The sequence below is a fragment of the Ruegeria sp. CDSA089 genome (genome assembly GCF_059612205.1).
Genome location: NZ_JBXWQD010000012.1, coordinates 21,106 through 42,508, shown reverse-complemented (window position 1 = coordinate 42,508; position 21,403 = coordinate 21,106). Strand labels below are relative to the sequence as shown.

The window sequence follows — 21,403 nt, the reverse complement described above, 5'->3', positions numbered from 1 at the left end:
TCCGAATGAAAACCGCAGGCGTAATCGGTCTTGGGGATATGGGCAGCGGGCTGGCCAAGAACCTGATCAAGAATGGCTTTGAAACCTCGGGCTTTGACCTGAGCGAAACACGCATGGCCGCGTTTGCCGATATGGGTGGGTTGGCAAAGGACAGCGTGGGTCAGGTGGGTCGTCACGCCGCCAGCGTGTTTGTCATGGTCATGAATGGAGATCAGGCCCGCGCCGTCATTCTGGGCGAGGATGGGTTGGTGGCCAACATGACCAAGGGCGGAACCGTGATCCTGTCGGCCACGATCACACCCGCCGAGGCGCGTGGCATTGCGCAGGACATGGAAGGGTCAGGCATTCACCTGATCGACACACCCGTTTCGGGCGGGTTTCCCGGCGCGCAGAATGGCACGTTGACAATGATGGCCGCCGCCGCGCCCGAGGTTCTGGACCAGAACGCCGAGGTGATGCAGGCCGTTTCCGGCACCATTCACCGGGTGGGGGAACATGCCGGCGACGGACAGACCGTCAAAGCCTGTCTGCAATCGCTGATCGGCTCGATCTTTTCGGCCACGTTCGAGGCTGCGGCCCTTGCTGCCAAGGCTGGTGTCAGCGGTCAGGCCCTGCTGGACGTGTTCGCGTCCTCCAGCGCGGGCTGCGGCGTGGTGAACACGGCGCTTGAAAACATCATTGATCGCAAGTTTGTCGCCACCGGCAGCCATATCGCCACCATGCACAAGGACCTGACCATATCGCTGGCCGTGGCCGGAGAGCTTGGGGTTCCGATGCAGACCGCCGCGTCTGCGATGCAGATCTTTCACGCCGGGAAAACGAAATACCCCGATGGCGACAACTGGATCTGCACAAGGGTGATCGAAGAGATCATCGGCGCCGAACTGCATCGCTAAAGGAGGCCCGTCATGAAATTAGGAGTTATTTGCGACGGGATTTCCCGCGATCTGAAACATGCGGTCGATGTTATGGATGAATTCGGTCTGGACTATGCTGAACTTCAATTCGTCGGCGATACCGAAGTGGGCGATCACAGCCCGCAGGAGATTGCCGAGATTGATGCGCTGTTGCGGGATCGGGGCAAACCCGTCTCATGCCTGTCGCGCCATATCTTCGCGGGTATGACAGCCGCGAACCGGCCCGGAGACGCGCTACATGTCAAACATATGGACGCGCTGAAGCGGGTGATCGACATGGCGCATATCGTCGGCTCTCCGCTGGTACGGATTATGACCCAAAGGAAGGAACAGATTCTGTGGGGGAAAAACGGGGCCGAGAAATGGAACGTTGCCCATGGTGTCTGGGATACGATGCCGCCCCTGATCGCGCCTGCCATAGAACTGGCTAAAGCCGAGGGCGTGACGCTGGTTGTCGAGACCGGGAACGGTACGCTGGTCAACTCGAACTACACCGCGCGCAAGCTGATTGACGATCTTGACGCCAAAGATGTGCTGAAGGTCCTGTGGGACCCCGGCAACAACTGCTGGTGTCATGAACTGGCCTATCCCGACGGGTATGACGAGCTGCGCGGCGGCTATCTGGGCCATATCCACATCAAGGACGTCAAGGTGGACACGCCACGCGCAATGCTCGAAGTGCGCCGGATGGGCGAGGGTCAGCTGGCCGAGTTGTTCGCCCCGATTGCCGCTGCGCTCCGCTCGGATGGCTATGATGGCGTGGTGTCCTTCGAAAGTGTCTATCACCCCGGCAATGGCAATTTCGAGGACGGGTTCCGTTTGTGCGTGGACCGGTTCAAAGAAGTGTTTGCGTAACGCATGCACCTTTGCCCGCGTGTCTTACGCGGGCACTTCCATATGTTCGGCGTTCAGCTTGTCCCAATCAAACTCGACCCCGATGCCCGGCGTATTCGGGGCCACCGCCAGACAGTTTTCAACGACCAGAGGGCGGGTCGTGTACTGGTCGATGGGAAAAGAATGAACCTCAAGCCAACCCGCGTTGGGTTGCGCGGACACAAGACTGACGTGCAGCTCCTGCATTCCGTGACTGCAAACCGGGATATTGTGCTTCGCGCTCAGCGCCGCGACCCGCAGCCAGCCGGTGATGCCGCCGCAATTCGACGCGTCGGGTTGGATGAAACTGAGCTTGGCGTCGTCAAAGGCGTATTCGAACTCATGGATAGTGTGCAGGTTTTCCCCCATGGCCAGCGGAACGCCCGTGGCGTCAGCGATGCGGCCATAGCCTTTGTAGTCATCGGGAATCGTGGGTTCTTCGAACCACAGGATATCGTGCTCGGCAAAACCCTTGGCGGCGGTGATTGCCTGATCCACTGTCATTGAATAATTCGCGTCGACCATAAGGAACCGATCCGGCCCCAACATCTCGCGCACGGCTTTTGCGCGGGCCAGATCATCGGCCAGATCAGGCTGGCCGACCTTGATCTTCACCCCGTTGAACCCGCGTGACAGATAGCCCTCGGTCTGGCGCAACAACTTGTCGAGCGAGAAGTTCAGGTCGATCCCCCCCGCATAAGCCTTGCAGCGGTCCGCTGTACCCCCGGCCATTTGCCAAAGCGGTGCGCCGGTGCGTTTGCCCCGCTGGTCCCACAGCGCAATATCGACGGCCGAGATCGCAAATGAGGCGATGCCGCCCCGCGCCACGTAATGCACATGCCACTGCATGGCGTCATACAGATCTTCTATCCGGTCGGCGTCCTGTCCGATCAGAAAAGGAGCCAAGTCATGTTGAATCATTGCCAGAATGGCATGGCCGCCCTTGCCTCCGGTATAGGTGTAGCCGACTCCTTCGCCCCCATCATCAGTTCGAATCGTGACAGTGATCAGCTGGAAAAACGTGTGATCGCCGTGCTTTGCGTCCACCAGCACCTCGGTCAACGGAACATTGAACAATCGCGCCGAGAGGTTTTCGATACGTGCCACGGTCCAAGGCCTCTTTTGATGTGTCGATGTTTGGAAACTGTAAGAGGGTAAATGGAAAAAGAAAGCCCAAGATCAGCGGTAAGTAAGCCCTAGTGTCGTTTTGAAAAATGACATTCGGTGCGGAAAAGATGGGCGAGGCGCTATTTCCGTGCCTTGTCAGTGTCCGGATATTCAACCCATTTAGTTGGTCACCGCGACAGGTTCAGTTTCGAGGAAAACCCACCGGATGTTTAAAGCAGTGGATGAAAGTTACCAGACTTAAATCATTTTCGTAATTTGTTCTGAAAAAGTGGTGAGCCGTGGAGGATTTGGACCTGAGATCCGCTACCGAGGCGTTGTAGAAGCGAATCTTAGTTCTTTTGTACCGTGACCATTCGAACAGCATTGAAGCCCGTTCCGACCCGCCTGCACATTTTGACGTTCGGGACTGGTTACACAAAGTCTGGAGTGTGCGGAAATCAAACCTTTTCTTAGCTCTCGTTGATTGGCGAGGAGACTATTCCCGGCATTGACTATCCTGTGGACACAAAAATCTCTATAAAACGATGTTGTTGTTTGTCGTTTTTGAAGAAGATGAAAACACGATGCGTTCAAGTATACGAAGCTTTTTGATCGTTCTGACCTGCTTTGTTGGGCTAACAGCTCCCCGCGTTTTGCATGCTTGTACGGTGTGCGTAGAGCTTCCAAAAGCTTCTATTGCTGATCACGTCCTTGCTGCCGAGGTCATCGTATTGGCTGGCCCCACGTCAGGGAACCCATTCAAGTTCTCAATTAGACGAGTCTTAAAGGGCTCGGACGACAGGTTAAAAGAAATTCCCGAAATTCCGTTTCTGGTTGATAGCGTAACGAGGCGCGCATTCCGCTCTGATCCAACGAATACGGTTCTTTTCACATATGGAGCAACGCGCACAGACAGAGCCGGGCGCAGTTTTTCGAGGGGATGGAAACGCATATTCACGATGACCCCAGAGCGAAAAGAGTTTATCGGGAAACTTCGCTTCGTCGGTCAGCTTTGGACTTATGGAGAAACGGATAGCTCTGACCGAATTTCGTTCTTCTCTGACTATCTGTGGCACTCTGATCACGTATTACACAGCACTGCCTTGATTGAAATTGGTCGAGCACCCTACGACTTGGTGCGCCCGATAGGAGACAGGGTTTCAACGAACCAGATCTTGGAAGAGCTCAATAGACTGGACCGCTTTGTCTACAGGCCCACCGTCATACGCCTGCTTGGCCTGCAAAGCGACACGCATGCCCGCTCAATCGTACGTCAGCGATACATCAAAGCACTAAATAACGGGGGCCTAAACGCATTTGAATGGGCGCTTGCTGGCATAGAGGCAGATGGAGCATTGGCAATCAAATCGATTGATCTGGTACTTCAAGGTAATCAAATGACGGATGACGACAAATGGGCGTTCGTCCGGGCTTTAACAGAGGCTGGATCGTCTCAGCCGAGGTTCAGAGGTGAGATTATCGCAATCCTATTAACGGTTCTGGAAAGAGATCGTATCCTCGCGGCTCGGATTGCTTTCGCTACGCGAAATTGGGGACAGACCCCACTGCACCAACAGTTCAAGGCCATTGCCGATCACGAACTAACAGACCCGGCAACAGAGTTTGTTCTAAATATGGTTCTGGATCAGGAAGTGGCGGTTGAGTAACCTAACTTGATGTTTTTCAGAATCTTAAAGCTGTTCGCTATGCGGATATGGGCCTCGCCTCTTTCCGGACCATTGAAAACCTTACAAACTGGATGACAAAACGATCCAAACCATGGCGCATTGCCATGCGGTCGTAGAACAACAACACCAGAAACCGTGTTACATTGCTTCTGTTAGACAAACCCCGATGGCAGAAGACCAGAGATCACTCACACACAACATTGTAGAAAGGAAAAAAGTGGTGAGCCGTGCAGGATTCGAACCTGCGACCCACTGATTAAAAGTCAGTTGCTCTACCAACTGAGCTAACGGCCCACTCTTTTGTCTGGATCCTTCGATCCGTGGCGCTCTCTAAGGCATTTTCCCGATCGGGTGCAAGTCCTTATTTCACGCGTCGTTTCGCCTGTAATTTCTTACGTTCCGGCGACCCGATAGGCGGCCTAATTAGGCAGGGGACGCTGGGGGGTCAACCCCTTTTTTCAGGAATCTGCGCGATAGGGTGGATTCATTTCAAAGGCAGGGTTATATGCCCGCCATGCAACGAATACTGACTTCGGGTTTGCCCTTCATGAAGATGCACGGGCTGGGCAATGACTTTGTCATTGTGGATGCGCGTGCGCAAAGCATTGACCTAACACCAGCCCTGGCAAAGGGAATCGGGCACCGTCAGTTTGGCGTCGGCTTTGATCAGTTGGCAGTCATCGAAAACGGCGAATCGGATGCGCATCTGGTGTTCTACAACGCGGACGGGTCGACTTCGGCCGCGTGCGGCAATGCCACGCGCTGCATCGCCCGCTTCCTGATGGAGGAAACCGGCAAGCCCGAGCTGACCCTGACGACGGAACGCGGCACGCTTTATGCGCGCGACTCGGGCAACGGGCTGACCTCGGTCAATATGGGCCCGCCGCAGCTGGAGTGGCACCAGATCCCGCTGGCCGAAGAGGTTGATACGCTGGAACTGCCCATCGAAGGCGGGCCTTCGGCGACCGGAATGGGCAACCCGCACTGCACCTTTTTTGTGGACAATGCCGAGGCAATCCCGCTGGAAGAATTCGGATCGCGCTACGAATATCACCCGCTTTATCCCGAACGCACAAACGTTCAGGTGGCGCAGATCATCGGCCCCGATCACATCCGTATGCGCGTGTGGGAGCGCGGCGTGGGCATCACGCTGGCCTCTGGCTCGTCCTCCTGTGCCACAGCGGTGGCGGCTGCACGGCGCTGCTTGACCGGGCGCAAGGTGCAGATCGAACTGGACGGTGGCACGATCTGGATCGACTGGCGCGAGGATGGCGTCTGGATGACCGGCCCCACGGCCCATGTCTTCTCGGGAACGCTGACCCCTGAGTTTCTGGGGATGCTGGGATGAGCGCGCCCAAGTTCACTACTCTGGGCTGCCGCTTGAACGCCTATGAGACCGAGGCGATGAAAGAACTGTCACAACAGGCAGGCCTGTCGAACGCCGTGGTGGTGAACACCTGCGCCGTGACGGCCGAGGCCGTGCGCAAAGCCCGGCAGGAAATCCGCAAGCTGCGCCGGGAAAACCCCGATGCGCGCCTGATCGTCACCGGCTGCGCCGCCCAGACCGAACCTGAAACCTTCGCCAAAATGGACGAGGTCGACGCGGTCATCGGCAATACCGAGAAGATGCAGCCCGACACCTGGAAAGGCATGGCCGCTGATTTCATCGGTCAGACCGAGGCGGTACAGGTCGATGACATCATGTCCGTGACCGAGACTGCAGGTCACCTGATCGATGGCTTCGGCACCCGATCCCGCGCCTATGTGCAGGTCCAGAACGGCTGTGATCATCGTTGCACCTTCTGCATCATTCCCTACGGGCGTGGCAACTCGCGCAGCGTCCCTGCGGGCGTGGTGGTGGACCAAATCAAGCGGCTGGTGGACCGGGGCTATAACGAGGTCGTGCTGACCGGCGTCGACCTGACCTCATGGGGCGCTGACCTGCCTGCTCAGCCGAAGCTAGGTGATCTGGTGATGCGCATCCTCAAGCTGGTGCCGGACCTGCCGCGCTTGCGGATCAGCTCGATCGACTCGATCGAGGTGGATGAAAACCTGATGCAGGCCATCGCGACCGAACCGCGCCTGATGCCGCATTTGCACCTGTCGCTGCAACATGGCGACGACCTGATCCTGAAACGGATGAAACGCCGCCACCTGCGCGACGACGCCATCCGCTTCACCGAAGAGGCCCGCAAGCTGCGCCCTGACATGACCTTTGGCGCGGATATCATCGCAGGCTTCCCCACCGAAACGGACGCCCATTTCGAAAACTCGCTGAAACTGGTCACGGAGTGCGACCTGACCTGGCTGCACGTCTTTCCCTATTCCAAACGCGAAGGCACACCGGCCGCCCGTATCCCACAGCAAATCAACGGCAACATTGTCAAAGCCCGCGCCGCCCGGCTGCGCGCCGCCGGAGAGGTTCAGGTCGCCGAACACCTGACCGCCCAACTGGGTAAAACCCATCACATTCTGATGGAGAACCCGCATATGGGCCGTACCGAGCAATTCACCGAAGTCACCTTCACCACCCCCCAACCCGAAGGCCAGATCGTCACCGCCACGATCACCGGTCACACGAGCAGCCAACTCAAAGCCTGATCCGTCCTTCATCTGGCCATAAATATCTCGGGGATGAATTGGCCGTAGGCCAAGAAGGGGCTGGCCCCTTCGCCTCGCCTGCAACAAAAACCCCCGCAGCCTTCCGGCGCGGGGGTTTTCAATTTCAGCGATGCAAAAACCTTAGTCCTTGCGCTTGCCTTTGACACCGGCCCACAGGCGCTTGTTCACCAGGTACAGCAGCACCGACAGAACCGACAGGAAGATCACGCCGACAAAACCGGAATACTTACGCTCCATCATCTTGGGCTCAGCCGTCCACATCAGGAAGGCCGCAATATCCTCGGACATGGCTTCGACCGTGGCGGGGTGGCCATCGGCGAATTCAACCTGATCATCCGACATAGGAGGTGCCATTGAAATCCATCCACCGGGGAAAGCCTTGTTCTCATAGAGAATGGTGCCGGCCTCTTCTTTTTCCTCACCGGTATAACCGTCCAGCAGCGAGGCGATGTATTCCGCACCACCCATGCCTTTGAACAGCTGGTTGATCCCCAGACCGTAAGGGCCGTGGAAGCCCGCGCGGGCTTTGGCCATCAGGCTCAGGTCCGGTGCGCCGACGCCGGTATTGGCCGGGAAGTGGTCGGTCGGGATGGCCGCACGGAAATCGTCCAGCTCGGGATCGAACACTTCGAAGTTCTCTGCCGAATAGGCGATCACTTCTTCTTCCGAGTATCCCAGCGCTTCCAGATCACGCAGAGGTACATATTGCAGGCCGTGGCAGGCCGCGCAGACCTCGGTATAGATCTGAAGACCGCGCTGCAGCTGGTGCTTGTCCCAGGTGCCAAACGGCCCTTCGAACGAGAAGTGGAAATCCTCGATATGCTGCTCGCCGCCACCTGCCGCGAAAGACGCAGCAGGGGTAAGGGCCAAGGCAAAAGCGGCACCGATTGCAAGTTTCTTGAACATGTTTCCGGTCCCTCTTCTTACTCGGCCGGCGTGGCGTCGGCGTCTGCCTTGCCATAATGCGCGTTGAAGTCTTCTTCGATCGTCTCCGGCTGTGCATCGGGCTTTTCGATTACACCCAGGATCGGCAGGATCACGAAGAAATAGGCGAACCAGTAGGCGGACGCGATCAGCGAGAAGGTCGCATAGGGCTCCTCGGCGGGCATCGCACCCAGCCACATCAGGGCAAAGAAGTCGACGATCAGCAGGTAGAACCACCATTTGAACATCGGACGGTATTTGCCCGAACGCACGGTCGATGTGTCCAGCCACGGGGCCAGCGCCATCGCCAGGATCGCACCGAACATCGCCAGAACACCAAAGAATTTGGCGTCGATGATGCCGCCGGTGATGAAGCTGGCGAATTGCACAACCCAGACCTCGCCGGTGAAGGCACGCAGGATCGCGTAGAATGGCAGGAAGTACCATTCAGGCACGATGTGTGCCGGCGTGACCAGGGGGTTGGCTTCAATGTAGTTATCGGGGTGGCCCAGATAGTTCGGCATGAAGCCGACAACCGCCCAGAACACGACCAGGATCACGGCCAGTGCGAACAGATCCTTGATCACGAAATACGGCCAGAAGGGCAGAGTGTCTTTCTCGGCATCAGCTTTCGACGTACGGCGAACCTCAACACCCGTGGGGTTGTTGTTGCCGGTGGTGTGGAAGGCCCAGATATGCACGATCACCAGCGCCGCAATCACGAACGGCAGCAGATAGTGCAACGAGAAGAAGCGGTTCAGCGTAGCGTTATCCACCGCGGGTCCACCCAGCAGCCAGGTCTGGATCGCGTCACCAACGAAAGGGATCGCGCCAAACAGTCCGGTGATCACGGTCGCTCCCCAGAAGGACATCTGACCCCAGGGCAGAACATAGCCCATGAAGGCAGTACCCATCATCATCAGGTAAATCAGCATCCCGATGATCCACGTGATCTCACGCGGGGCTTTGTACGAGCCGTAGAACAGGCCACGGAAGATGTGGATGTAGACCGCAACAAAGAACAGCGATGCGCCGTTCATGTGCAGGTAGCGCAGCATATAGCCGCCATTCACGTTGCGCATGATGTGCTCGATGCTGGCAAAGGCCAGATCAACATGCGGGGTGTAGTGCATCACCAGAACGATACCGGTGACGATTTGCAGCGCCAGGCAGAACGCCAGGACGATGCCCCAGATCCACCACCAGTTCAGGTTCTTGGGGGTGGGGATCATGATGGTGTCGTAAATCAGGCCGACGATGGGCAGGCGGCTGTTCAGCCATTTCTCGCCGTTTGTCTTCGGCTCGTAATGATCGTGGGGAATTCCGGACATCTGGGTCTCCCTTAGCCGAGTTTAATGGTGCTGTTGTCTGTCCATTCCGCAGGCGGAACAGGCAGGTTTTCAGGCGCGGGGCCTTTACGGATTCGGCCAGCCAAGTCGTAGTGCGAACCGTGGCAGGGGCAGAACCAGCCGCCAAAGTCACCGGCATCACCCAGCGGCACACAGCCCAGGTGCGTACATACGCCCATCTGAACCAGCCAGGCACCGGGGGCTTCGCCCTCGGGCGAGGGCATGACGCGGTTTTCGTCGGTCGCGGGCGCATCAGCCGGTTGGTTGAAGTTGCGCGCCAGCGGATCGGGCAGCGCATCCAGACCTTCGGCGTCCTGCTCTTTGGCCTCTTGGATCTCGGCACCGGTGCGGTGACGGATAAAGACGGGTTTACCCAGCCATTTCACAGTCAGCTGCGTCCCCGGCTCAACGCCGCTCACGTCCACACGGATCGAGGACAGCGCCTGAACGTCTGCCGAGGGATTCATTTGGTTGATCAGGGGCCATACGGCTGCACCCGTCGCAACGACACCTGCGCCGCCAGCGACGTAGTAGAGGAAATCTCTGCGGGTGCCTTCGTGGTCTTCTGCGTGGGACACGAGGTTTTCTCCGATTCCGGCGCCCGGAGGATACCGGGCAAACATGCATCAGCACCGCATCAAAGCGGCGTCTCATCGCGGCTATCTATCCGGGAGAAATCGGTTCGTCCAGCGGTCATAGGCGCGCACTACGCCGCATCTGGGCATTCATGTCACAACGTCAGGGTATTTTTTCAAGGTCCGGGCCGGTTTGACCGGAAAAATCCACCTTTGCCCGCCCACGTCTGCTTGGGGTGATTCGGTTTGCTTTGGGCACGCCCGTCACCCTGATGGGTCTCAGTATTCTGGCCGGAGATTTCAGGTGAAATCACCCATAATTTTCCTGATTTTGGCCATAAAAATTTCAACTTTCGCCAGATTTGACCCAGCTAAATATATGAGTTCAAATTAGATATTTCAGAATGCTCGGGTGAGACGCGATTTTGATTGCACTTAAAAGATGAATGCAAGAAGGCGCGGGCAAGGACAATTCTCAGCAGGACGCATCCCATGCCCAAATTTCCCCTGATCACGTTTGTTTTCGCTCTGTCGCTGTCCTCGCAGGTCAGCGCCGCCGGGGACGCAGCCAAAGGAAAGGCGCTTTATAACCGGTGTTCCTCGTGCCACGCGATCATCAAGGGTGATGAGGTTCTGGTCAAAGGTGGAATCACCGGACCGAATCTATTTGGCGTAGTCGGGCGCGTTGCGGGTACAGAAACTGACTACTTGAATGGAAGCGAACGCCTGCCTATTGGCTTGTTCACCGATGATATGATCCGCGCTGGACAAGAGGGGCTTGTCTGGACCGAAGACAACATTGCCGCCTATTCAAAAGATCCGATCCGCTTCATCAAAGACTACCTGGACGACGAAACCGCCCGCCCCAACATGAGCGTGCAGCTGAAAAAAGGTGCCGAAGATATCGCCGCCTATCTGGCCACCTTCAGCAACTGACCCTAGCGCTGGCCGCGCATCAGCGTGGCCAGCTTTGCCAAGTCCACCCCGATCCCACCGCCGACCTGATCCGCCGCCGCGAAGCGCACAGCATCGGGTTTGTTCTGATTCAGCTTCCAGGTGCCCTGAATATCATCCACCTGTATCCGACAGGGCACGATCATGCGCATCATCCGATCCAGCGCCTCGGGCGTCATCTTGTCTGTTGTCCAGGGTGGTTTGGGCAACAGCCGCTGCTCATAAAAGGCCGACTGGCGGTCCAAAAGGCCCTGCAACTCATCGTGCGGCCGCAGTTCCAGCATTCCCGTCAGATGGATCGCAACATAATTCCACGTCGGCACCTGATCTTCGACCCCGTACCAATCGGGTGAGACATAGCCGTCCGGCCCGGTGACGGCGATTTTCGCCGCGCGCGGGACTGTCAGCGCGCGGACAATCGGGTTCGACCGCACAAGATGCAATTCTGCGAACGTGCCATCTTCGCTCAGCAGGAAAGGCACATGACTGATCAAAGGAGCGCCTTCGGTGGACAACGCCAACACGCCAAAGGCCCGCGCGCGGGCAAATTCGACACTTAGGGCCTGATCTTCAGAGCGGAAAGCCGGGTTTGGGTGCATATCAAATCTCCTAACGGAACGCCTTGCAGATTCGCAGCGATCTTGGCAAGGTCCGCGTCGTTCTCAGGGCGGGGTGAAATTCCCTACCGGCGGTATGCGGGCGCTGACCCGTAAGCCCGCGAGCGGCCTCGGTGCACGAGGTGACAAGCAGATCTGGTGAGAGGCCAGAGCCGACGGTTAAAGTCCGGATGAAAGAGAACGTGCAGCGTGCCCATTGGCGCGGCTGTTCGTGATCGCCTTGGGTGACGTGTCTGTTTTGCTAAGGAGATCACAAATGACACACACCCGATATGCTTTCGTCAAAGCCAACTGGCATTCCGATATTGTCGATCAGGCGCTGGAAGGGTTCCAGCAACTTATCCCCGCCGACCAAATCGACGTCTACGATGCCCCTGGCGCGTTTGAAATGCCCCTGCTGGCCCGCGATCTGGCCCAGACTGGACGATACGCCGCTATCGCCTGTGCCGCTTTTGTGGTGGATGGTGGTATCTACCGGCATGATTTCGTAGCAAAGGCGGTGGTCGACGGGTTGATGCGCGCGGGGATGGACACGGGCGTGCCGGTCCTGTCGGTCTCGCTGACTCCGCACCAGTATCAGGAAACCGACCATCACAACGCCATCTACCGCGCCCATTTCGTCGAAAAAGGCCGCGAGGCCGCTCAAGCGGCTATGACAATCACAAAAACCCGCGCCTCAATCGTACAAGCGGCCTGATCGTTCTTCTGTTCGAAAATACCTCGGGGGAGTCGCGCCCGCGCGACGGGGGCAGCGCCCCCTTCCCCCGCTTTCCGCATGCAAATCCGCTTGAGGCCAAAGACACTCCCCGCTAATCACAATTTCCAAAGGAGCACGCCCCATGTCGATGAACAGCTTTGGACACCTCTTCCGCGTCACCACTTGGGGTGAAAGTCATGGCCCCGCCTTGGGCGCCACGGTGGATGGCTGCCCTCCGGGTGTCGCTATCGACGAGGGTATGATCCAGCACTGGCTGGACAAGCGCAAACCGGGGCAGAACAAGTTCACCACCCAGCGGCGCGAGCCCGATCAGGTGAAAATCCTGTCAGGCGTGTTCGAAGGCCAGACTACAGGCACCCCGGTTCAGCTGATGATTGAGAACACCGACCAGCGCTCCAAGGACTACGGCGACATCATCGACAAGTTCCGTCCGGGACATGCCGATATCACCTACTGGCAGAAATACGGCATCCGCGACTATCGCGGCGGTGGGCGCAGCTCGGCCCGTGAAACCGCGTCGCGCGTCGCGGCCGGAGGGCTGGCGCGTGAAGCGATCAAGCAGATCGCGCCCAACGTGCAGATCACCGGCTATATGACCCAGATCGGCCCACACAAAATCGACCGCGCCAACTTCGACTGGTCGCAGATCGAACAGAACCCGTTCTGGACACCTGACGCCCAAGCCGCCGACGACTGGGCCGCCTATCTGGATGACCTGCGCAAATCCGGAAACTCGGTTGGCGCTGTGGTCGAAGTCGTCGCGCGGGGCGTCCCCGCTGGGCTGGGCGCTCCGATTTATGCCAAGTTAGACACTGATCTGGCAGCCGCAATGATGTCGATCAATGCCGTCAAAGGTGTCGAGATAGGCGAAGGCATGGCCGCCGCCGAACTGACAGGTGAGGCCAACGCCGATGAGATTTTCATGGGGCAGAACGGCCCGCAATACAGCTCCAACCACGCGGGCGGTATTCTGGGCGGCATCTCGACCGGGCAGGACATCGTAGTGCGGTTTGCGGTAAAGCCGACTTCATCCATCCTGACCACGCGCAAGACGATCACCAAATCGGGTGAGGAAACCGAGATCATCACCAAAGGCCGCCACGACCCCTGCGTCGGTATCCGCGCGGTACCGGTGGGTGAGGCGATGATGGCCTGCGTGATCCTGGACCACCTGCTGCTGCATCGCGGTCAGATCGGAGAAAACCGTGGACATATCGGCTGACCTGCGTAGCCGCCTGCGCGCTGTCGTGGCGCAACGCATGGAAACGGACCCGGCCCATGATCTGGCCCATCTGGACCGCGTCTGGGTAAACGCTCGGGCCATTTCCGATGACCAGACTGACATGACCGTCCTGCTTGCCGCCAGCTATCTGCACGATCTGGTCAACTTGCCAAAAGATGACCCAGATCGCCATCTGGCTTCGCGCAAGTCCGCATCGGAATCAGTGCCTATTCTGAGTGGATTCGGCTTTAGCCGCGCCCAGGTTGACGCCACCAAACATGCTATTGAGGCACATAGCTTCTCGGCCAATATCCCGCCCGAGACGCCCGAGGCACGCATCCTGCGAGATGCCGACAGGCTGGATGCGCTGGGTGCCATCGGGATTGCACGGAACTTTTCGGTCTCGGGCGCATTGGGGCGCACGCTCTACGATGCAGCCGATCCGTTTGCGGCTGATCGCGCGCTGGATGATCTGCACTATTCGCTCGACCATTGGAAAGTGAAACTGCTGAGCTTGTCTGATGACATGCTGACTGAAACCGGGCGGCAGATCGCAAAAGCAAGGACCGCGCGTATGATCCGTTTTCTGCACGAATTCGCCGAGGAAATCGGCAGTGACCTGCCGCGGACGTGGATAAGCGGCGACGCGACCGGTTGATCTTTGCCCGTTAAAGGCGCAGGGTCCGGCCCATGGCAAAATCCTTAACATCGCATCGACCCGCCCTGGCGGTGGGTCTGAAGCTGGGCGCATTGTTCCTGTTCACGGCTATGGCCGCATTGGTCAAAGCGCTGTCGGATACGTTCCCGCCGGGCGAGATGGTCTTTTTCCGCTCGCTTTTTGCCATCCCTGTGATCATTGGCTGGCTGCTCTGGCGTGGAGAGCTGGCGCAAGGGTTGATCACCCGAAAGCCGATGGGCCACGTCTGGCGCGGTGTTCTGGGAACTTCGGCCATGGGGCTGACCTTTACGGGGCTGGCCCTGCTGCCTCTGCCCGAGGTCACGGCCATTGGCTACGCCACGCCGATCTTCACGCTGATTCTGGCGGCCGTCATTCTGGGTGAGCGCATTCGCATGATCCGTATCGGCGCGGTCAGTCTGGGGCTGCTGGGAGTTCTGATCATGATCTGGCCTCGGCTGGGCGGCAACAACATGGAAAGCACGGCAACCCTCGGCGCGCTGTGCGTTCTGGTTGCCACGATGGCGCGAGGATTCGTGCAAATCCATATCCGACAACTGGTTCAGGTCGATCACCCCGCCGCCGTGGCCTTTTACTTTTCTGTTACGGCAACGCTGCTGTCCGCCTTGACGGCATTTTGGGGATGGACCGCGCCCGCGCTTGAACAGACCCTAATATTGGCACTTGTAGGGCTGACAGGAGGGGTTGCACAGATATTGGTCACGACGTCCTACAAGTTCGCGCAAGCCTCGATGCTGGCACCTTATGACTATACCACGATGCTGTTTGCGGTGGTCATCGGCTATGTCTGGTTCGACGAGCTGCCGACTTTGGTCATGCTGGGTGGGGCAGCGTTGGTTATCGCGGGAAATGTGGTGGTGATCCTGCGCGAACGGCAACTGGGGCTGGAGCGTGCAAAAGCGCGTTCAGTCACGGATCCCAAGGGCTGATCTTTACCTTTCGCGAACTTCACCTAGGTTGGGCGCAACACAAGGAAAGGTTCCCACCATGAGTGATGCGCAGGATCACAAGGAAAAGATGCAGAAGGTGCAGGCCCAGCACCGCAAGAAAGTCTCCGAGGCCGTAGACCCCGAGCGCGGGTTGGTCCTGATCAATACCGGCAAGGGCAAGGGTAAGTCCTCGGCTGCGTTTGGTGTGGTCATTCGGGCGCTGGGCTGGGGCCAGAAAGTTGCCGTTGTGCAGTTCATCAAGGGTAAGTGGAAAACGGGTGAGCGGCGTTTCTTTGAAGAACGCGATCTGGTCACATGGCACACAATGGGCGAGGGCTTTACCTGGGACACGCAGGACCGAGAGCGTGACATCGCCGCGGCGAACGCCGCCTTTGGCAAGGCGTGTGACCTGATGGCCAGCGGGCACTATGACCTGGTGGTTTTGGACGAGATCAACATTGCCCTTCGGTACGAGTATCTGTCGGTCGAGCAGGTCATTGATGGGCTGAATGCACGCTCGGACAAAACCAGCGTGTTTCTTACGGGCCGCGACGCGCCGCAGGCGCTGCGTGACTATGCAGATCTTGTCACCGAAATGACGGAAGAGAAACACCCGTTCCAAGCTGGTATCAAAGCCCAGCGCGGCGTGGATTTTTAAGTGTTGGAATGACAGAGCGCCCCTGATCATAAGTCTGGGGCGCTCTGATCCCATTAAATTGCGCGAGACTTTGGGTCCAGCGTGATCGACCACAGCTCGGTATCGGCGCGGTCCATCAGACGCACTGTCATCTGCTCGGTGGCTCCGTCGATATCCACCAATCCAAAGAACTGCAGACCGGCACTGGGGGGTAGATTGACACCTTGTCCCTCGGCCGGGGCTTTGACGAATTTGACCTCGGGGCCGAAGGTTCCATCCAAGGCGTTCGGCCCAAAAGTTCCGGCATGCAGCGGGCCCGAGACGAATTCCCAGAACGGCTCAAAATCCTGGAATTGCGCTTTGTTAGGGTCGTAATAGTGCGCGGCGGTATAGTGAACGTCAGCGGTGAACCAGACCGTATTGGTGATCCCGGCGGTTTTGATAAATTGCAGCAGTTCGGCAATCTCCAACTCGCGCCCTTTGGCGGGGCCGCTATCGCCGTTTGCGATGGCTTCGGCCCCGGCTTGTTCCCGCCAGTTGTCCCAGACGATCAGACCGATTGGCATGTCGGATGCGATAACTTTCCACGTCGCCTCGGACGCGGCCAGTTCCCGTTTCAGCCAAGCCAGTTGCTCGGCCCCCAGAATGCGGGACTGATCAGTGATCTCATCCTCCATCGAGGCCCCGTTCGGCCCGCGATAGCTGCGTAGGTCCAAAAAGAACACGTCCAGCATTGGACCATATGCGATCTTGCGATACACCCGCCCCGGCTCGGCCGGGGTGATGCGCAGCGGTGTCATTTCGTGGAAGGCACGGGCAGCGCGGGATTGCAGCACGTGCACCGATTTCTCAGAATAGCGGTCGTCCGAGATCAGGTCTTTCGCATCCGACCAGTTGTTCACGACCTCATGGTCATCCCACTGAAAGAAGGTCGGGCAGACGGCGTTCATAGTGCGCACATGCTCGTCCATCAAGTTGTATTTCCACTGACCACGGAATTCGTCCAGCGTTTCAGCCACTTTGCGTTTCTCGTCGATCAGGGTGGTGTTTTTCCAGATCAGTTTATCATCTTTGACGACCTCATCCTGCATCGGACCATCGGCATAAATCGTGTCGCCCGAGTGGATGAAGAAATCGGGCTTGTGCTGCGCCATGGTGGCGTAGGTGCGCATCCCTTCGTCGTCGATGCCCCAACCCTGCCCAGCGGTATCGCCCGACCAGGCAAAGCGGATATTCCGACGTGAGGTCGGTGCAGTGCGAAATTGGCCAATAATAGGCTCTGATATGGCGCTAATGTCGTGTAGATCCGCTGCGGTAAACCGATAGAAGATGTCCTGATCCGACGGCAACCCGTCGACCAACCGCTTGACGGCCAAGTCGCTGTTGGGGATTGCATCCATAGGGGTCAGTTTGCGCGCATCGGTAAAGCTCTCGGTGGTCGAGACCTCCATCATCACGCGAGCCGGTCGATCGGTGCGAGTCCAGATCATACCCGAGGTGGTGTCAACATCACCCGACTGAACGCCGTGGGTGAAAACCGGGCGCGAGGATGCGCGGCTGATGGCTGGCATGGACAGTGATGCGGCGAAGGCGGTGCTGCCAGCCAGAAAGGCTCGGCGATTGGGGCGTAGGATTCGGGTCATTTGGGCTCTCCTGTCTGGTGGTCCTTAGGGACCACGCGATTGGTGAGCGGCAGTGAGCCGCCTGTTTGTAAAACAAGCGGCTCAGTTTTTTGAAAGTATCACGATGATATTGTGACACTTGTGGACAAGGTGCTTAGGCCGTGACGTCCTGTTCCGGCGCGCTGAGTGCGATCACCACAACAACTGCCGCACCGTTCACCCAGTAGAATACCGCATCCAGGCCGGAAAATCCAAGCAGGCTGGGCGCAGCAAGGAAGGTCAGCCCGACCAGAAGATCGACTGTCAGGTGCAGTTTATAGGGCAGCACACGCCAAATCCCCAGATGGTGATCTGTCAGCACGGTCAGCACAAATGCGGCGACGCCGGTCACGACCGACAGCCACAGCGCCAGCGGGTTGGATTGGCCTAGACCCAGTATGAATGGCAAGGTCATCAGCGCAATGGCAACGGGGTAATCCAGATAGGCGTGAATGTTGCGGGTCACGAAACGAGCAGACATGGAAGGTTCCTTTCCTTAGCTTGGTATGAGTCCAAGTTAGATCAGTAACCCCGAACGCATCAGTCCGGATCGTTCGCGTGATATTGCAGATCGTCCAAAATTCCGTCGCTTCAGTGCATGGCTCGATAAGCCGCCGGGGACAGACCGACCTGCTTCTTGAACACGCGCGAGAATGCGGCCTCGGACGCATAGCCTACTTCTGCAGCTGCGTCCGCGACGTTCCAGCGGCTTTCGGTCAGACCATGGCAGGCGATCTGCATGCGCCAGTCGGTCAGGTATTGCATCGGAGTCGTGCCCATCTTTTCGGCGAATAATTGGGCAAAGGCCGTGCGTGACATCCCGGCCTCGCGGGCCAGCAACTCGACGCTCCAGTCCTGCGCCGGAGACTGGTGGAAAGCTGTCAGCGCGCGTGACACGCGGGGATCAGCAAACCCAGCCAAGGCAGATTCGCTGGGGCTTTGATGTTCCAGATGAGCGCGGATGGCTTGGGCAAACAGCACTTCGGATAGTTTCAGCGCAATCAGATCGCCGCCAATGCGGGCGCCGCTGACCTCGGACCCGATCATGCGCAGGGTCGATTCGATCCAGGCTCCGGCCTCCTCGCCATAATTCTCGATCAGGATATAGGGGGGCAGCCGGTCGATCAGCATGTGTCCCGTGCCCTGCCGCCCCGGCGGGCCGGTGAACGAGAAATGCCCGCAGATCAGCTGCGTATCCCGGCTTTTGTCCTCGCCGCCATAGACCAGAACGCCGTCGCCCTGGTAGCCGGATTTTTCCAGCACCTCTTCCAAAGGCAAAGCGTCCAGCGGTTTAACCTCATTGCAGAGCAGAGCATGCGCGGACCCGTGCGGGATCAGGATCAGGTCGCCTTGCCGTAGCCGCAGTGTTTCGCCAGTGGTCGAGACATACACCTTCAGCTCGCCCCGCTGGACAAAGTGAAACCGGGCCACGTTTTCGAAGGCTGGCACCTGGACGCCAAAGGGCGGCGTGAACGATGTGCGGAAATAGAACGTGCCTTTTAGGGACAGGCGCGTGAGGATATCGCTGAGCAGGTCTAACATATGCTTAACCTAAACGATTATGCGCATACGTCCATGGGTTCGAACGATCTGCAATAAATCCTGCACGTTTGGCAAAAGAAAACCCCCGCAGATCCGCGGGGGTTCGTTAGGATTGGTTGTTTGGGATCAGGCGCGGACCAACGCTTCATAGTCCGAAGCGATCTCGCGGGTGAGATCGCCCACCTCGAACGTATAATCGCCAATTTGCCCGACCGGAGTGACCTCGGCCGCTGTGCCGGTCAGCCAGCATTGTTCGAAATCGGCCATTTCCTCGGGCTTGATGCGGCGTTCGTGGACGGTGATGCCCTTGTCTTTCAGCATCTGAATGACGGTCTGGCGGGTGATGCCGTTCAAAAAGCAATCGGCGAGCGGGGTGTGAACCTCACCATCTTTGACGAAGAAGACATTGGCGCCGGTAGCCTCGGCCACATAGCCGTTGTAGTCCATGAACAAGGCATCCGAGCATCCCTTGGCCTCGGCCTTGTGCTTGGAGATGGTGCAGATCATGTAGAGACCCGCCGCTTTGGCGTGAACCGGGATGGTTTCGGGGCTGGGGCGTTTCCATTCTGCGATATCCAGCTTCGCACCCTGCATCTTGGCGTCGCCGTAGTAAGCGCCCCAAGGCCAGACAGCCACGGCCATCCGCACCGGGTTCTTGGCCGAGGCCACGCCCATATCCTCACCCGAGCCGCGCCAGACCAGAACGCGCACATAGGCGTCCTGTAGCCCGCTGGCTTTCAGGGTTTCTTCCTTGGCGGCCTCGATATCGTCCACCGAATACGGCATTGGCATGTCCAGAGCCTCGGCCGAGGCGATCAGACGCTCGGAATGTTCGCGGCTTTTGAAGATTTTGCCGCCATAGGCGCGTTCGCCTTCAAAGACCGAAGACGCATAGTGCATCGCATGGGTCAGGATGTGTACATTGGCCTCGCGCCAAGGCACCAGTTTGCCATCCAACCAGATGACACCATCACGATCATCATATCCCGACATGCGAAACCTCCTGAACCGGGCTGAAATTTCCGATTGTTGCGTTATTTAAGTCCGAAGCGGACATAATGTTGCGCAAAAACTGCGATTCGATACCTGTCTGCCCTTGGAATGTCAATAACGCTGACATAAACTCGACCCAAGTAACGAATGAGGCACAAGATGTCCGACACCCGTCCCGCCCAGGTCTTTGGCGGAGAAAGCCTGCTGTTTCTGACGGATGAGCAGTTACGGCAAGGGATTGAGGCGATGTTTTTCGCGTATCGCGGGTTTACGGCGGACCCTGATCGCATTCTGTCCGAATTGGCCTATGGTCGCGCTCATCACCGGGCCATTCACTTCATCAATCGGGCTCCGGGAACGACGGTGAACAATCTGCTGGCCATATTGGGGGTGACGAAACAGTCTCTGAACCGGGTGCTGCGAACCTTGATTGACGACGGGTTGGTCGAAAGTCGGGTGGGAACCGTGGACAAACGTGAAAGGCACCTATTTCTGACAGAGAGAGGCCGAGAACTGGAGACCACCTTGTCCGAGGCGCAGCGCGTTCGGATGCGGGCGGCGTACAAGGAAGCGGGCCCCGAGGCCGTGTCAGGGTTTCGTAAAGTGCTTGAAGCGATGATGGATGCTGATATGCGTCATGCATACAGGAAATTGCGGGATACCACCTCATGAGCGATATGGACGCGCATCTGCTGATCGTTGACGATGACGAACGCATTCGGGATCTGCTCAAGAAGTTTCTGATGCGGAACGGGTTTCTGGTGACGTCGGCCCGTGATGCAGCCCACGCGCGGCGGGTGTTGTCGGGGTTGGATTTCGACATGATCGTGCTGGATGTGATGATGCCGGGCGAAGATGGTGTCAGCCTAACGAAGGCGCTGCGCGAAACCCATTCGACGCCGATCCTGTTGCTTACCGCGCGCGGCGAGACCGAGCATCGGATCGCGGGGCTTGAGGCTGGGGCCGATGACTATTTGGCCAAGCCGTTCGAACCCAAGGAATTGTTGCTACGGATCAACGCGATCCTGCGTCGGATGCCCGAGACACCTGCGCAAGAGACGGTTAGCAAGATCCTGAACCTCGGACCCATCCGCTATGATGTTGAGAAGGGCGAGATGTGGCAGGGCGAAGAACCTGTGCGTCTGACGGCTACGGAAAGTCAGTTGATGAAGATTTTCTCAGCCCAACCGGGTGAGCCGATCAGCCGGTCGAAGCTGGTTGAAGATTTGGGCCGCGACAAAGGCCAGGCGCAGGAGCGCGCGGTGGACGTGCAGATCACCCGTTTGCGGCGCAAGATCGAACAGGACCCCAAGCAGCCGCGGTATTTGCAAACTGTGCGCGGTGCAGGGTACATGTTGGCCCCGGACTAAGGGCCGCT

22 protein-coding genes, 1 tRNA gene and 1 riboswitch are annotated in these 21,403 nt (G+C 58.1%); of the genes, 13 read left to right on the top strand and 10 right to left on the bottom strand.

All coding sequences use genetic code 11. The features are described 5' to 3' along the window. Window positions 1-5: 5 nt before the first annotated feature. Window positions 6-896 (top strand): NAD(P)-dependent oxidoreductase, encoded by an 891-nt coding sequence (locus AC2FJ6_RS19505; protein WP_496669743.1) that lies wholly within the window; start codon window positions 6-8, stop codon window positions 894-896. Between the two features lie 12 nt (window positions 897-908). Continuing rightward, entirely contained in the window at window positions 909-1,772 is an 864-nt protein-coding gene (locus AC2FJ6_RS19500) for a sugar phosphate isomerase/epimerase family protein (protein WP_496669741.1), read from the top strand. A gap of 24 nt (window positions 1,773-1,796) precedes the next feature. Here the strand turns inward: AC2FJ6_RS19500 and AC2FJ6_RS19495 are convergent, their stop codons facing one another. Beyond that, window positions 1,797-2,897 carry a mandelate racemase/muconate lactonizing enzyme family protein gene (locus AC2FJ6_RS19495; RefSeq protein WP_496669738.1) on the bottom strand — a complete coding sequence of 367 codons (1,101 nt, stop codon included), beginning with the start codon at window positions 2,895-2,897 and terminating at the stop codon, window positions 1,797-1,799. Window positions 2,898-3,448: 551 nt separating this feature from the next. Between AC2FJ6_RS19495 and AC2FJ6_RS19490 the strand changes: the two genes are divergently transcribed. Next, window positions 3,449-4,564, top strand: coding sequence for a hypothetical protein (locus AC2FJ6_RS19490; RefSeq protein ID WP_496669736.1), 1,116 nt, complete (start codon window positions 3,449-3,451; stop codon window positions 4,562-4,564). Window positions 4,565-4,803: 239 nt separating this feature from the next. On the opposite strand, the gene AC2FJ6_RS19485 is transcribed toward AC2FJ6_RS19490, so the two are convergent. Further along, a tRNA-Lys gene (locus tag AC2FJ6_RS19485) sits at window positions 4,804-4,879 on the bottom strand. 211 nt (window positions 4,880-5,090) lie between these two features. Between AC2FJ6_RS19485 and dapF the strand changes: the two genes are divergently transcribed. Then, on the top strand, window positions 5,091-5,933 hold the full coding sequence (gene dapF, locus AC2FJ6_RS19480) for a diaminopimelate epimerase (RefSeq protein ID WP_480877864.1): 843 nt from the start codon (window positions 5,091-5,093) through the stop codon (window positions 5,931-5,933). After that, the gene (gene mtaB, locus AC2FJ6_RS19475; RefSeq protein WP_170791560.1) at window positions 5,930-7,186 is read left to right on the top strand and encodes a tRNA (N(6)-L-threonylcarbamoyladenosine(37)-C(2))-methylthiotransferase MtaB; all 1,257 of its coding nucleotides are present in this window, start codon (window positions 5,930-5,932) and stop codon (window positions 7,184-7,186) included. The genes dapF and mtaB overlap by 4 nt, the downstream gene beginning before the upstream one ends. Before the next feature lie 141 nt (window positions 7,187-7,327). Here mtaB and AC2FJ6_RS19470 read toward each other — a convergent pair whose 3' ends face one another. Genes AC2FJ6_RS19470 through petA form a run of 3 tightly spaced genes read right to left on the bottom strand, consistent with a single transcriptional unit; the run spans window position 7,328 to window position 10,058 of the window. Next, the gene (locus AC2FJ6_RS19470) at window positions 7,328-8,113 is read right to left on the bottom strand and encodes a cytochrome c1 (RefSeq protein WP_170770776.1); all 786 of its coding nucleotides are present in this window, start codon (window positions 8,111-8,113) and stop codon (window positions 7,328-7,330) included. A 17-nt stretch (window positions 8,114-8,130) separates the two neighbouring features. Then, window positions 8,131-9,462, bottom strand: a complete 1,332-nt coding sequence (gene petB / locus AC2FJ6_RS19465) for a cytochrome b (RefSeq protein ID WP_170770774.1) — start codon at window positions 9,460-9,462, stop codon at window positions 8,131-8,133. An 11-nt stretch (window positions 9,463-9,473) separates the two neighbouring features. Next, window positions 9,474-10,058 (bottom strand): ubiquinol-cytochrome c reductase iron-sulfur subunit, encoded by a 585-nt coding sequence (petA, locus tag AC2FJ6_RS19460; protein WP_170785419.1) that lies wholly within the window; start codon window positions 10,056-10,058, stop codon window positions 9,474-9,476. A gap of 489 nt (window positions 10,059-10,547) precedes the next feature. Here petA and AC2FJ6_RS19455 point away from each other — a divergent pair, with 489 nt between their 5' ends. Beyond that, window positions 10,548-10,991, top strand: coding sequence for a c-type cytochrome (locus tag AC2FJ6_RS19455; RefSeq protein WP_170770772.1), 444 nt, complete (start codon window positions 10,548-10,550; stop codon window positions 10,989-10,991). Between the two features lie 2 nt (window positions 10,992-10,993). On the opposite strand, the gene AC2FJ6_RS19450 is transcribed toward AC2FJ6_RS19455, so the two are convergent. Next, window positions 10,994-11,608 (bottom strand): FMN-binding negative transcriptional regulator, encoded by a 615-nt coding sequence (locus AC2FJ6_RS19450; protein WP_170770770.1) that lies wholly within the window; start codon window positions 11,606-11,608, stop codon window positions 10,994-10,996. A 55-nt stretch (window positions 11,609-11,663) separates the two neighbouring features. Beyond that, window positions 11,664-11,812, top strand: a riboswitch (FMN riboswitch). A gap of 70 nt (window positions 11,813-11,882) precedes the next feature. Between AC2FJ6_RS19450 and AC2FJ6_RS19445 the strand changes: the two genes are divergently transcribed. The 5 genes from AC2FJ6_RS19445 (at window position 11,883) to cobO (ending at window position 15,850) form a co-directional block, all read left to right on the top strand. Continuing rightward, window positions 11,883-12,323 (top strand): 6,7-dimethyl-8-ribityllumazine synthase, encoded by a 441-nt coding sequence (locus AC2FJ6_RS19445; protein WP_170770768.1) that lies wholly within the window; start codon window positions 11,883-11,885, stop codon window positions 12,321-12,323. Between the two features lie 142 nt (window positions 12,324-12,465). Further along, entirely contained in the window at window positions 12,466-13,566 is a 1,101-nt protein-coding gene (gene aroC / locus AC2FJ6_RS19440; protein ID WP_170770766.1) for a chorismate synthase, read from the top strand. After that, entirely contained in the window at window positions 13,550-14,224 is a 675-nt protein-coding gene (locus tag AC2FJ6_RS19435; RefSeq protein ID WP_331252091.1) for an HD domain-containing protein, read from the top strand. Before aroC ends, AC2FJ6_RS19435 begins: the two co-directional genes overlap by 17 nt. Window positions 14,225-14,256: 32 nt before the next feature. Further along, window positions 14,257-15,192 (top strand): DMT family transporter, encoded by a 936-nt coding sequence (locus AC2FJ6_RS19430; protein ID WP_170770764.1) that lies wholly within the window; start codon window positions 14,257-14,259, stop codon window positions 15,190-15,192. 58 nt (window positions 15,193-15,250) lie between these two features. Next, window positions 15,251-15,850, top strand: a complete 600-nt coding sequence (gene cobO, locus AC2FJ6_RS19425; RefSeq protein WP_170770762.1) for a cob(I)yrinic acid a,c-diamide adenosyltransferase — start codon at window positions 15,251-15,253, stop codon at window positions 15,848-15,850. A gap of 53 nt (window positions 15,851-15,903) precedes the next feature. Here the strand turns inward: cobO and AC2FJ6_RS19420 are convergent, their stop codons facing one another. The 4 genes from AC2FJ6_RS19420 to AC2FJ6_RS19405 form a co-directional block, all read right to left on the bottom strand. Then, entirely contained in the window at window positions 15,904-17,472 is a 1,569-nt protein-coding gene (locus AC2FJ6_RS19420) for an alkaline phosphatase D family protein (RefSeq protein WP_496669734.1), read from the bottom strand. Between the two features lie 133 nt (window positions 17,473-17,605). Further along, window positions 17,606-17,971, bottom strand: coding sequence for an SPW repeat domain-containing protein (locus tag AC2FJ6_RS19415; protein ID WP_170770758.1), 366 nt, complete (start codon window positions 17,969-17,971; stop codon window positions 17,606-17,608). Window positions 17,972-18,081: 110 nt separating this feature from the next. Next, entirely contained in the window at window positions 18,082-19,032 is a 951-nt protein-coding gene (locus AC2FJ6_RS19410; RefSeq protein ID WP_496669732.1) for an AraC family transcriptional regulator, read from the bottom strand. Between the two features lie 126 nt (window positions 19,033-19,158). Then, window positions 19,159-20,025 (bottom strand): branched-chain amino acid aminotransferase, encoded by an 867-nt coding sequence (locus AC2FJ6_RS19405; protein WP_170791574.1) that lies wholly within the window; start codon window positions 20,023-20,025, stop codon window positions 19,159-19,161. A gap of 159 nt (window positions 20,026-20,184) precedes the next feature. On the opposite strand from AC2FJ6_RS19405, the gene AC2FJ6_RS19400 reads away from it, so the two are divergent. Together AC2FJ6_RS19400 and AC2FJ6_RS19395 are read left to right on the top strand one after the other, a co-directional pair. Continuing rightward, on the top strand, window positions 20,185-20,697 hold the full coding sequence (locus AC2FJ6_RS19400; protein ID WP_170770752.1) for a MarR family winged helix-turn-helix transcriptional regulator: 513 nt from the start codon (window positions 20,185-20,187) through the stop codon (window positions 20,695-20,697). Continuing rightward, a complete protein-coding gene (locus tag AC2FJ6_RS19395; protein WP_170770751.1) occupies window positions 20,694-21,395 on the top strand; it encodes a response regulator in 702 nt (233 codons plus the stop codon). The genes AC2FJ6_RS19400 and AC2FJ6_RS19395 overlap by 4 nt, the downstream gene beginning before the upstream one ends. Window positions 21,396-21,403: the final 8 nt, after the last annotated feature.

Bases quoted from the DNA above. Each gene is read 5' to 3' on its own strand.
- cobO (WP_170770762.1), top strand. From the start codon at position 15,251: ATGAGTGATGCGCAGGATCACAAGGAAAAGATGCAGAAGGTGCAGGCC.
- mtaB (WP_170791560.1), top strand. From the start codon at position 5,930: ATGAGCGCGCCCAAGTTCACTACTCTGGGCTGCCGCTTGAACGCCTAT.
- AC2FJ6_RS19410 (WP_496669732.1), bottom strand. From the start codon at position 19,032: ATGTTAGACCTGCTCAGCGATATCCTCACGCGCCTGTCCCTAAAAGGC.
- AC2FJ6_RS19505 (WP_496669743.1), top strand. From the start codon at position 6: ATGAAAACCGCAGGCGTAATCGGTCTTGGGGATATGGGCAGCGGGCTG.
- petB (WP_170770774.1), bottom strand. From the start codon at position 9,462: ATGTCCGGAATTCCCCACGATCATTACGAGCCGAAGACAAACGGCGAG.
- AC2FJ6_RS19415 (WP_170770758.1), bottom strand. From the start codon at position 17,971: ATGTCTGCTCGTTTCGTGACCCGCAACATTCACGCCTATCTGGATTAC.
- AC2FJ6_RS19430 (WP_170770764.1), top strand. From the start codon at position 14,257: ATGGCAAAATCCTTAACATCGCATCGACCCGCCCTGGCGGTGGGTCTG.
- AC2FJ6_RS19470 (WP_170770776.1), bottom strand. From the start codon at position 8,113: ATGTTCAAGAAACTTGCAATCGGTGCCGCTTTTGCCTTGGCCCTTACC.
- AC2FJ6_RS19455 (WP_170770772.1), top strand. From the start codon at position 10,548: ATGCCCAAATTTCCCCTGATCACGTTTGTTTTCGCTCTGTCGCTGTCC.
- AC2FJ6_RS19395 (WP_170770751.1), top strand. From the start codon at position 20,694: ATGAGCGATATGGACGCGCATCTGCTGATCGTTGACGATGACGAACGC.
- AC2FJ6_RS19445 (WP_170770768.1), top strand. From the start codon at position 11,883: ATGACACACACCCGATATGCTTTCGTCAAAGCCAACTGGCATTCCGAT.
- AC2FJ6_RS19450 (WP_170770770.1), bottom strand. From the start codon at position 11,608: ATGCACCCAAACCCGGCTTTCCGCTCTGAAGATCAGGCCCTAAGTGTC.
- AC2FJ6_RS19500 (WP_496669741.1), top strand. From the start codon at position 909: ATGAAATTAGGAGTTATTTGCGACGGGATTTCCCGCGATCTGAAACAT.
- AC2FJ6_RS19400 (WP_170770752.1), top strand. From the start codon at position 20,185: ATGTCCGACACCCGTCCCGCCCAGGTCTTTGGCGGAGAAAGCCTGCTG.
- aroC (WP_170770766.1), top strand. From the start codon at position 12,466: ATGTCGATGAACAGCTTTGGACACCTCTTCCGCGTCACCACTTGGGGT.
- AC2FJ6_RS19420 (WP_496669734.1), bottom strand. From the start codon at position 17,472: ATGACCCGAATCCTACGCCCCAATCGCCGAGCCTTTCTGGCTGGCAGC.
- dapF (WP_480877864.1), top strand. From the start codon at position 5,091: ATGCCCGCCATGCAACGAATACTGACTTCGGGTTTGCCCTTCATGAAG.
- AC2FJ6_RS19405 (WP_170791574.1), bottom strand. From the start codon at position 20,025: ATGTCGGGATATGATGATCGTGATGGTGTCATCTGGTTGGATGGCAAA.